The 7,816-nt window shown below is 70.0% G+C and carries 10 protein-coding genes; 6 read left to right on the top strand and 4 right to left on the bottom strand.

Features of this window, described 5'->3' with window-relative positions; genetic code table 11:
• A partial coding sequence (locus Q0C81_RS13220; RefSeq protein WP_291838654.1) for a hypothetical protein occupies nt 1-500 on the bottom strand: 500 nt, incomplete at its 3' end.
• A 111-nt stretch (nt 501-611) separates the two neighbouring features.
• On the opposite strand from Q0C81_RS13220, the gene Q0C81_RS13215 reads away from it, so the two are divergent.
• From Q0C81_RS13215 to Q0C81_RS13195, 5 genes are all read left to right on the top strand, one after another.
• The gene (locus Q0C81_RS13215; RefSeq protein WP_291838651.1) at nt 612-1,388 is read left to right on the top strand and encodes a LytTR family DNA-binding domain-containing protein; all 777 of its coding nucleotides are present in this window, start codon (nt 612-614) and stop codon (nt 1,386-1,388) included.
• 56 nt (nt 1,389-1,444) lie between these two features.
• Nucleotides 1,445-2,851: an FAD-binding oxidoreductase gene (locus tag Q0C81_RS13210; RefSeq protein ID WP_291838649.1), complete on the top strand. Its 1,407-nt coding sequence runs from the start codon at nt 1,445-1,447 to the stop codon at nt 2,849-2,851.
• A gap of 117 nt (nt 2,852-2,968) precedes the next feature.
• Entirely contained in the window at nt 2,969-3,217 is a 249-nt protein-coding gene (locus tag Q0C81_RS13205) for a hypothetical protein (protein ID WP_291838646.1), read from the top strand.
• 72 nt (nt 3,218-3,289) lie between these two features.
• Nucleotides 3,290-4,234, top strand: coding sequence for an ACP S-malonyltransferase (fabD, locus tag Q0C81_RS13200; protein ID WP_291838643.1), 945 nt, complete (start codon nt 3,290-3,292; stop codon nt 4,232-4,234).
• Complete coding sequence (locus tag Q0C81_RS13195) at nt 4,231-4,503, top strand: hypothetical protein (RefSeq protein WP_291838640.1); 273 nt, start codon at nt 4,231-4,233, stop codon at nt 4,501-4,503. Before fabD ends, Q0C81_RS13195 begins: the two co-directional genes overlap by 4 nt.
• Here Q0C81_RS13195 and Q0C81_RS13190 read toward each other — a convergent pair.
• Nucleotides 4,500-4,889 (bottom strand): hypothetical protein, encoded by a 390-nt coding sequence (locus Q0C81_RS13190; RefSeq protein ID WP_291838637.1) that lies wholly within the window; start codon nt 4,887-4,889, stop codon nt 4,500-4,502. The two genes, Q0C81_RS13195 and Q0C81_RS13190, sit on opposite strands and share 4 nt — an antisense overlap.
• Nucleotides 4,890-4,907: 18 nt before the next feature.
• Nucleotides 4,908-6,188, bottom strand: a complete 1,281-nt coding sequence (locus tag Q0C81_RS13185; protein ID WP_291838634.1) for a serine hydrolase — start codon at nt 6,186-6,188, stop codon at nt 4,908-4,910.
• Between the two features lie 69 nt (nt 6,189-6,257).
• On the opposite strand from Q0C81_RS13185, the gene fabG reads away from it, so the two are divergent.
• The gene (gene fabG / locus Q0C81_RS13180) at nt 6,258-6,998 is read left to right on the top strand and encodes a 3-oxoacyl-[acyl-carrier-protein] reductase (RefSeq protein WP_291838631.1); all 741 of its coding nucleotides are present in this window, start codon (nt 6,258-6,260) and stop codon (nt 6,996-6,998) included.
• Between the two features lie 160 nt (nt 6,999-7,158).
• Here the strand turns inward: fabG and Q0C81_RS13175 are convergent.
• Nucleotides 7,159-7,816: aminotransferase class I/II-fold pyridoxal phosphate-dependent enzyme (locus Q0C81_RS13175; RefSeq protein ID WP_291838628.1), on the bottom strand; the 658-nt coding region annotated here is incomplete at its 5' end.

The following is a 7,816-nucleotide window of genomic DNA, read 5'->3' as shown; positions in this document are numbered from 1 at the left end:
TTGAAGTCGAGGGCGTTGTCCCCTTCCGATCCGTGCACCTCGACCATGGCAGGGACGGGACCGTCGCCGGGCGGCAGGATCAACCGCCCGTGGAGGCGGGCGCCGCCCTGACCGATGAAGGTGGTGTCCCGCTCATCCAGCGTCTCGCGGGCGCCGGGCTGGCCTTCGAAGACGATCCGGCCTTCGTCGCAACCGCCGAGTTGGGGCTGCGGACCTTCGACGCGGGTGGTCGAGCCCAGGGTGCTGACCCAACGGCCGTCGGCGCCCAGGGTCATCTTCGCGGTGGCCCCGTCGAGCCGACGCCAGCGGAGCCCCCGGCTCACCAAAGGCGCGACATCCACCCAGCTCCCGTCGTCCAGCCGATAGAGGCCGACGTGGCAGGCCGTGGCCGGATCGGGCCGGGCGTCGACATCGGCGCCCGGAAGCTGGGCCAGTGCGGGAGAGGCGACGATCGATGCGGCGAGGGCGAGGGCGGCGACAGCGAGCCGGGAGTGAGACACAGGTTTTCCGATCCAGCAGGGTTGCGGTTTCGCGACCGTCCTTGCCGGTGACGCGGCGGCTCGCTAGGGCCGATTGCGCGAACGGCGCCGGGACTGCGCGAACGGGACGGCATGGGCGACAAGGCGGGACGGCGGATCGGGACGGCGACGGCGGGGCGCTGGGCGATCGACCTCGTCCTGCTGGCCGCGATCGGCCTGCTGATGGGGTTCCTCGGGCCTTTCGACTCGGACAGCGCCCCCGCGACGGAGCGCTATGTCTACTGGATGATCTGCATCGTCGGGGGCGGGCTGATCGGGGTCGTGGCGGACGAACGGCTGGGCCGGCGCATCACCAGACCCTGGCGGCGGGTGGCGGCGGTCTCGGTGCTGATGACGCCGCCGGTGACGCTGCTGGTGCTGGTCACTCAGTCTCTGCTCGTGGACCAGCCGATCACCTGGCCGGCCTACCTGTGGCTGCTGTGGCAGGTGTGGCCGATCATGCTGGCGGTGATGGCGGTGCGGGCCTTGGTCTGGCGGCGCGCGCCCGTGCGGGTCGAGACCCGGACCGTCATCGCCCCGCCGCTGCCCGAGGCCGAGGCGGCCTTCCGGCGGCGGCTGTCGGCGAAGCGCCGCGAGGCGCGGCTGATCGCGATCGAGGCGCACGACCACTATCTGAAGGTCCATACCGACGCCGGCGCGGAGATGATCACCCTGCGCTTCGCCGATGCGCTGGACGAACTGGCCCTGGCCCACGGCTGGCGCGTGCACCGCTCGTGGTGGGTGGCGGCAGAGGCGGTGGAGGGCGTTCAGTGGCGGCGCGGCGCGGGGGAGATACGCCTCGCCGGCGGGCTGACGGCGCCGGTGAGCCGGACTTACAGAGCGGTGCTGAAGGAGGCGGGCTGGTTTTAGCTCCGCTAGTGGCCGTTTGAACTGGCGCAATCGCCCGCGCCTTGCCACAAATCCCCATGACCTCCCCGTCTCCTGAAGCTCTCGCCGCCCTCAAGGCCGCCGCCGGTCATGGCGGCTGGACCGAGGATCCGTCCGACATCGCCCCGTGGCTGACGGAGTGGCGGAACCGCTGGAGCGGGAACACGCCGCTGATGCTGACGCCGCGCTCGACCGAGGAGGTGGCGCGGCTGGTGACGATCTGCGCCGAGCATCGCGTGGCTATCGTGCCGCAGGGCGGCAACACCGGCCTGGTCGGAGGGCAGATCCCCTATGGCGAGGTGCTGCTGTCGACGCGCAAGCTGAGGGCGGTGCGGGACGTGACGCCGCTGGACGACGCCATGACGGTGGAGGCGGGGGTGACCCTGCTGGAGGCGCAGCAGGCGGCGACGGCGGCGGGGCGGCGGTTTCCGCTGAGCCTGGCGTCGGAAGGGTCGGCCACCATCGGCGGGGTCATCTCGACCAATGCGGGCGGCACCCAGGTGGTGCGCTACGGCATGATGCGCGACCTGGTCCTGGGCCTCGAGGCGGTGATGCCGGACGGCCGGATTTTCCACGGCCTCAAGCGGCTGAGGAAGGACAACACCGGCTATGACCTCAAGCAACTGCTGATCGGGGCGGAGGGGACGCTGGGGGTGGTGACGGCGGCGACGCTGAAGCTGTTCCCGATCATGCGCTCGCGGGCCACGGCCATGGTGGGGCTGGAGACCGCCCATGCGGCCATCGAGCTGCTGGCGCGGGCCAAGGCCGAGACCGGCGGCGGGGTCGAGGCCTTCGAGCTGATGAAGCGGATCGGGATGGAGTTCGTGCTGAAGCACATCCCCGATACGCGCGAGCCGCTGGAGTCGACGCCGAACTGGTATGTGCTGATCGAACTGGCCTCGGGCGAGCCGGGGGCGGCCGACGCTGCGCTGGAACGGCTGCTGTCGGACGCCTTCGAGGCCGGGCTGATCGTGGACGCCGCCATCGCCCAGAACGACGCCCAGCGCGCCGCCTTCTGGAAGGTGCGGGAGGAGCAGTCGGCGGCCCAGAAGCCCGAGGGCGGCGGCTGGAAGCACGACGTGTCGGTGCCCGTCTCGCGCATCGCCGACTTCCTGGACGAGGCCGCCGTGGCGGTCGAAAAGTTCGAGCCGGGCGCGCGGATCAGCGCCTTCGGCCACGTCGGCGACGGCAACATGCACTACGACGTGCTGTGCCCGCCGGGCGTGGACCACGCCGCCTTCATCGGCCGCTGGATGGCCGGGTCGGAGATCGTGCACGACATCGTCGCCCGCTACGACGGGTCCATCTCGGCCGAGCACGGGCTGGGCCGCCTGAAGACCGAGGAGGCCCGGCGCTACAAGACGCCGCTTGAGGTCGCCACCATGCAGGCGGTGCGCGCGGCCATCGATCCGCTCAGGATCATGAACCCGGCGGTGCTGTTCTAGGGCCGTGGTTCAGATCACGCCGGTTCGATCATCGCTGTGGATATAGAACAAAGGTAGAACGAATTGGCCTTGAGACTCACAGGCGAGCCCGGCTAGCGTCCGGGTCCGGGAGGACTCATGGCCGAATCTCAAATGGATATGCCGCGCGGGCGGATGATCGTGCGCTGCCTGTCGCCGGGCTGCGTGCATGTCGCCCTGCTGGAGGCGAAGGTCCTGTTCGGTCCGGCCCGCGACTGGCCGACGGCGGGACGGTCACAACGCTTCCGCTGCGTCTGCGGCGGGCGCGAGAGCCGCATCAGCTATGCGGGGGAGACGGCGCCGGTGGAGGCGCAGCCGGCGTCCGACGCGATCCACCTCTGGGCCTGAGGCCGCGGGCTTGCCCCTGCGTCACGCCCGGCCTATCGCTGCGGCCTTGATTCACGGCTTCGGAGCCCACCCATGACCCTCGCCCTTCTGTTCCCCGGACAAGGCAGCCAGTCGGTCGGCATGGGGGCGGCGCTGGCCGACGCCTTCGCCTCGGCCCGCGACGTCTTCAACGAGGTCGACGAGGCGCTGGGCCAGAAGCTGTCCGTGCTGATGCGCGAAGGACCCGAGGACCAGCTGACCCTGACCGAGAACGCCCAGCCGGCCCTGATGGCCGTGTCGGCCGCCGCCGCCCGCGTGCTGAAGGTCGAGTTCGGCGTGGACGTGAGCCGCGCCGCCTTCGTGGCCGGCCACTCGCTGGGCGAATATTCGGCCCTGTGCGCCGCCGGTTCGATCTCGCTGGCCGACACCGCCCGCCTGCTGAAGCTGCGCGGCCAGGCGATGCAGCGCGCCGTGCCGGTGGGCAAGGGCGCCATGGCCTCGCTGATCGGACCGAAGACGGACCTGGCCCTGGCCGAGGAAGCCGCGAAGGCGGGCTCGGAAGTCGGCGTCTGCGTGGTCGCCAACGACAACAACGCCGGCAACATCGTCATCTCGGGCGACAAGGCCGCCGTGGATCGCGCCATCGAGAAGGCCAAGGAACTGGGCGCGCGGGCGATCCCGCTGAACGTCTCGGCGCCCTTCCACTGCCCGCTGATGCAGCCCGCCGCCGACGAGATGGCCGCCGCCCTGGCCGCCGCGACCATCGTGGCCCCGGTCGCGCCGGTGGTGGCCAATGTCACTGCCCGTCCGGAAACCGATCCGGAAGTCCTGCGCCGCCTGCTGGTCGAACAGGTCACGGGCCGGGTGCGCTGGCGCGAGTCGATGGAGTGGATGGCGACGGAAGGCGGCGTGACCCGCTTCGCCGAGATCGGCTCGGGCAAGGTGCTGACCGGCATGGCCAAGCGCATCGCGCCGGACGCCGAAAGCCTGTCGCTGAACACGCCGGAAGAGCTGGAAGCGTTCGCCAAGTCGCTGTGACCAAGGCGACGGCGCTTCGCCGGCTGACCGTCGCGAGTTGGGCGGCGCTGGCGATCCCGCCGGTGCTCTATGCCGGGCTGACGCTGGTGCTGTCAGTGCGCGGCGGATTTGACCTGATGGGCGGGCTGACGGCGGCGGCCATGCTGGCCGCCGTGGCGGGTGGTGCGTACCGCTACTGGCGCCGCGACGCGCGCGAGGCGTGGATGCTGCTGGGCCTGTCGTGGGCGCCGCTGATGCTGACGCTGTTGTGGGGCGCGTTTGGCGTCTAAGGGCGTTGTCGGTCTTCCGGCGTCGCATCTTCCAGCCAGATCGGGAAGTGCGCCGAAACGGCGTTGGGAGCGTAGCTGGATGCATTCATCACAACGCTCAGCCGAACGGCCTTTGCGCCATTCCAGCCCTTGAAGGCGTCAGGGTCGATGGGAACGACCCAAGTATTGCCGAAGCTCTCCGGCGCACGATCAGGACAGGGATCGAGGCAAGCCAAGTAGGAACCGTCGCCGACGTCACGGGGATAGACAAGGACTGTCAGGCGCTGTCCTTGATATGCCCATGGGGCGTTGAGGATAGAGGCGAGATTGTCGCTTCGACCGGCGCAGCCCGGCAGCAAGGGGATTACGCCCATGCCGATCATCAAGCCGAGTGCTGAAACCCGCATGGTGTTTTCCCCGCCGATTTAGGCAGTTCGCACGATCCCCAGATCGGCGTCCAGCGCGGGGCGCAGCTCGCTGAGGATGTCGACCGCGCGGTAGGGCATGGCCTGGATCATCAGGGTGGCGGCGAAATTCCGCTCCGGGTCAATCCAGCCCTGGGTGCCGGCCGCGCCGCTCCAGCCGAACTCGCCCTGACGCCTGTGGCCGGGGCGGGCGATCCAGCCGCCGAAGCCGAAGCCGCCGCCTTCCGCGGTCAGGCCCTCGGGCAGGATGTCGGTGCGGATCAGGTGCGCCGTCTCCGGCTTCATCACCCGCACGCGTCCGGCGCGGCCGTCGTTCAGCAGCATGGACAGGAAGCCGAGGTAATCGCGCGTCGAGGAGATCAGGCCGCCGCCGCCCGAATAGAGGGTCACGGGCCGGGCGTAGGCCTCGGCCGACAGGGCCGCCACGGCGGTCGGCGGCGCGGCGCGGTCGCGGCCATAGGCGTAGACCTGCATCAGCCGCGCGGCGTCGCCTTCGCGCAGCCGCCAGACGGTGTCGTCCATGCCGACCGGATTGAGGATGCGCCGCTGGACGAAATCGGGGAAGGCCACGCCGGATGCGCGCTGGATCACCAGGCCCAGCACGTCCAGCGAGACACTGTAGTTATAGGCCGCGCCCGGCTCGGCGATCAGGGGGATGTCGGCCAGTCTGGCGGCCATGTCATCCAGATCCCGGACCTGTGGGTCGTCTCCGCGCGGCGCGCCGGGGGTGATCCCGGCCTCGCGATAGGCGCGCTGGACCGGGCCGTCTCCGGCGATGGAATAGGTCAGGCCGCTGGTGTGGGTCAGCAGGTGGCGGATGGTCATGGTGTTGCGCGCCGGGCGGGCGGCCAAACCCTGCGCGGGGTTGGTGGCGACCTTCAGGGCGGCGAACTCGGGAATGATCTCGGCGACCGGCGCATCCAGCGTCAGCCTGCCGTCCTCCATCAGCACGGCCGCCGCCGCGCCGGTGACCAGCTTGGTCATGGAGAAGATGCGGAACAGGCTGTCGGGGCCGACGCGGTCGAAGACGTTGAAGTCCAGCGTTCCGGCCCGGATGAAGATGTCACTGCCGTCCGGGGCTCGCACCCCGACCGAGGCGCCGGGCAGGCGGCGCTCGGCCACGAAGCGGTTGAGCACGCTCTGGCTCAGGGGCAGGCGCTCCAGACCGCGGACCTCCGGCGCGGCCGCGCCGCCGCCGAACGTGGCGCAACCGGACAGGCCGAACGCGCCGGCGCCGAGCAGGAGGGCGCGGCGGTCGGCGATGAGGCGGTTTCGGTCCATCGGGCGTTCCTCTGGCGATCTGGCGCGGGCTCGGTTAGACCCCACCCACGAAATGGCGGAGCTTTGAAAATGTTCAACCTCACTGGCAAGACGGCCCTGGTGACCGGCGCGACCGGCGGCATCGGCGGCGCGGTGGCCCGCGCCCTGCACGCGCAAGGCGCGACGGTGGTCCTGTCCGGCACGCGCGAAGCGGTGCTTCAGGACCTGGCCAAGGAGCTGGGGGAGCGCGCCTTCGCCGCCGCCGCCAACCTGTCGGACGCCGAATCGGTCGATGGCCTTGTCGCTCGCGCGGAGGAAGCCGCCGGTTCGCCGCTGGACATCCTGGTCGCCAATGCGGGGATCACGAAGGACGGCCTGCTGATGCGGATGAAGGACGAGGACTTCGAGCAGGTCATCAAGATCAACCTGGAAAGCTATTTCCGCCTGTCGCGCGCGGCGATGAAGGGGATGATGAAGCGCCGCTCGGGCCGCATCATCGGCGTGACCTCGGTGGTCGGCGTCACCGGCAACCCTGGCCAGACCAACTATGCGGCGTCCAAGGCCGGCATGATCGGCTTCTCCAAGTCGCTGGCCCAGGAAGTCGGCTCGCGCGGGATCACCGTGAACTGCATCGCCCCGGGCTTCATCGCCTCGCCGATGACCGACGTGCTGAACGACCAGCAGCGCGAGACCATCCTGAAGAACATCCCCGCCGGCCGCCTGGGCACGGGCGACGAGATCGCCGCGGCGGCCGTCTATCTGTCGTCGGACGAAGCCGCCTATGTCACGGGGCAGACGCTGCACGTGAACGGCGGCATGGCGATGATCTGATCATTGAACCTTCTCCCCTCCGGGGGAGACGGTGGATCACGAAGCGAGACGGGTGAGGGGGATGCCGCAGACGGCTCCCCCTCTTTCCGTTTCTGGAGCTGACAGCCCCCTCATCCGGGCGGCTCCGCCGCCCACCTTCTCCCCCCGAGGGGAGAAGGGCTTACTTGAGGCTGGCGCAGAAGCGCTGGATCCGCTCGCAGGCGGCTTCCAGCACGTCTTCCGACGTCGCGTAGCTGATGCGGAAATAGGGGCTGAGGCCGAAGGCTTCGCCTTGCACGACTGCGACGCCCTCGGCGTTGAGCAGTTCGGCGGCGAAGGTCCCGTCGCCGTCGATGACCACGCCCGTCTCCGTCGTCTTGCCGATCAGGCCGGCGATGGACGGATAGACATAGAAGGCGCCCTCGGGCGTGGCGCAGGTGACGCCCGCGGTCTGGTTCAGCATGGAGACGACCAGGTCGCGGCGCTTTTCGAAGGCGTCGCGGCGCTCGGCCATGAAGTCCTGCGGGCCGTTCAGCGCCTCGACCGCCGCCCACTGGCTGATGCTGGCGGGGTTGGAGGTCGTCTGGCTGGCCACCTTGCGCATCAGGTCGATCAGCGGCTTGGGCCCGCCCGCGTAGCCGATGCGCCAGCCGGTCATGGCGTAGGCCTTGCTGACGCCATTGACCGTCAGGGTGCGGTCGATCAGGTCCGGCGCCACCTGGGCGATGGTGGTGTATTCGAAGTCGCCATAGACGAGGTGCTCGTACATGTCGTCGGTCAGCACCCAGACGTGCGGGTGGCGACGCAGCACCTCGGCCAGACCTTCCAGCTCGGCGCGG

Source organism: Brevundimonas sp., from assembly GCF_023259385.1.
GTDB lineage: Bacteria > Pseudomonadota > Alphaproteobacteria > Caulobacterales > Caulobacteraceae > Brevundimonas.
The sequence above is the reverse complement of the archived record's forward strand: the minus strand, read 5'-3'. Positions and strand labels throughout refer to the sequence as shown.

Excerpts from the sequence above, each read along its gene's own strand:
- Q0C81_RS13215 (WP_291838651.1), top strand. The coding sequence starts at position 612 with ATGGGCGACAAGGCGGGACGGCGGATCGGGACGGCGACGGCGGGGCGC.
- Q0C81_RS13210 (WP_291838649.1), top strand. The coding sequence starts at position 1,445 with ATGACCTCCCCGTCTCCTGAAGCTCTCGCCGCCCTCAAGGCCGCCGCC.
- Q0C81_RS13205 (WP_291838646.1), top strand. The coding sequence starts at position 2,969 with ATGGCCGAATCTCAAATGGATATGCCGCGCGGGCGGATGATCGTGCGC.
- fabD (WP_291838643.1), top strand. The coding sequence starts at position 3,290 with ATGACCCTCGCCCTTCTGTTCCCCGGACAAGGCAGCCAGTCGGTCGGC.
- Q0C81_RS13190 (WP_291838637.1), bottom strand. The coding sequence starts at position 4,889 with ATGCGGGTTTCAGCACTCGGCTTGATGATCGGCATGGGCGTAATCCCC.
- Q0C81_RS13185 (WP_291838634.1), bottom strand. The coding sequence starts at position 6,188 with ATGGACCGAAACCGCCTCATCGCCGACCGCCGCGCCCTCCTGCTCGGC.
- fabG (WP_291838631.1), top strand. The coding sequence starts at position 6,258 with ATGTTCAACCTCACTGGCAAGACGGCCCTGGTGACCGGCGCGACCGGC.